The 1,007-nt window shown below is 56.5% G+C and carries 1 protein-coding gene; it reads right to left on the bottom strand.

The window, feature by feature from the left end; translation table 11 throughout:
• Window positions 1-323: 323 nt before the first annotated feature.
• Window positions 324-1,007, bottom strand: a 684-nt coding sequence (locus tag ABEA92_RS31330; RefSeq protein WP_345689824.1) for an IS91 family transposase, incomplete at its 5' end; no start/stop codon positions are given.

Below are 1,007 nucleotides of genomic sequence, written 5' to 3'. Positions count from 1 at the left end.
TCGCGGAGCGAGGCACGAGCGGAGCCGATGTTCAAGGCCTTGGTTCAAGAAGGCCGGTGGAACGCTTTGAAGATTCAGCGATCACCCAGAGAATTTACGAAGGGTTTTGCTTTCTTGTCGCGTGACCACAGGACTGATGATGGTGGCGGAGATGGCCCGGGGGTGCCACGTTGCAGCCAGCAACTGGGCCGCATTGTGCGTTTCCTGATTGTCTGCCAGTGCGTCTGCGGGCCTTGTTTTTCGCGATCTGCGCAGACCGTCTGCGACCGCACTCCTGGTGACGCTTCATTTTTGACGGTTCGAACGATCGTAAGCTGCATCGTTTAGCTCGCCTTTTCCAGCGGTGGTCCGCGACTATAGATCACCCGGTGGTTTCGATCAGTGATCTTGATGACCGACAACGGACCACCGCAGTCCGTGCAGCGGCTCGCTGGAGGAGAGTGACTTTTCTTACGAGCTAACATTGCCAGCGTGAACGTCCAGCCCAAGAACAACCAGACCATCCAGCGGACTTCCTCGATACGGATCCGATGGTTGGGGCTCATCCAGCCGTAGTAGCGAACTTTCTGAAAGCCGCGCGGCAGCACGTGCTGCAAGAACCCCACCGTGAAATCAAGACCGCTGACCGTCCGCCGCTTGCATTGCTTTGTGCCCGAAGGCGTGTAGCGATAAGTGACGGAGTCTTCGGTGCACGACACGATTCGGTTGTCGCTGATCGCGACGCGGTAAACGTATGGAGCCAAGTACTTCAGCACCGCTTGGCCGTTACCCACCGGTTTGATGTCAACATTCCACTTCTTTCGCCACACTTTCGGATCGACCTGATCAAGCAGCTCAAGTTCTTCCAGTCGCGTTTTGAACTTCTCTTTGTAAACGCGACAGGCCGTACCGTGATGCATGAAAAAGTTTTCCGCAGTCGCTTGCCAACAGCCTTCGGTTTCGTTGACTCCGCCACCGGGGACAACGAAGTGCACGTGCGGATGGTAGACCATGGGATCGCGTCCCCA

This window comes from Novipirellula caenicola (assembly GCF_039545035.1).
GTDB classification, from domain to species: Bacteria; Planctomycetota; Planctomycetia; order Pirellulales; family Pirellulaceae; genus Novipirellula; species Novipirellula caenicola.
The sequence above is the reverse complement of the archived record's forward strand: the minus strand, read 5'-3'. Positions and strand labels throughout refer to the sequence as shown.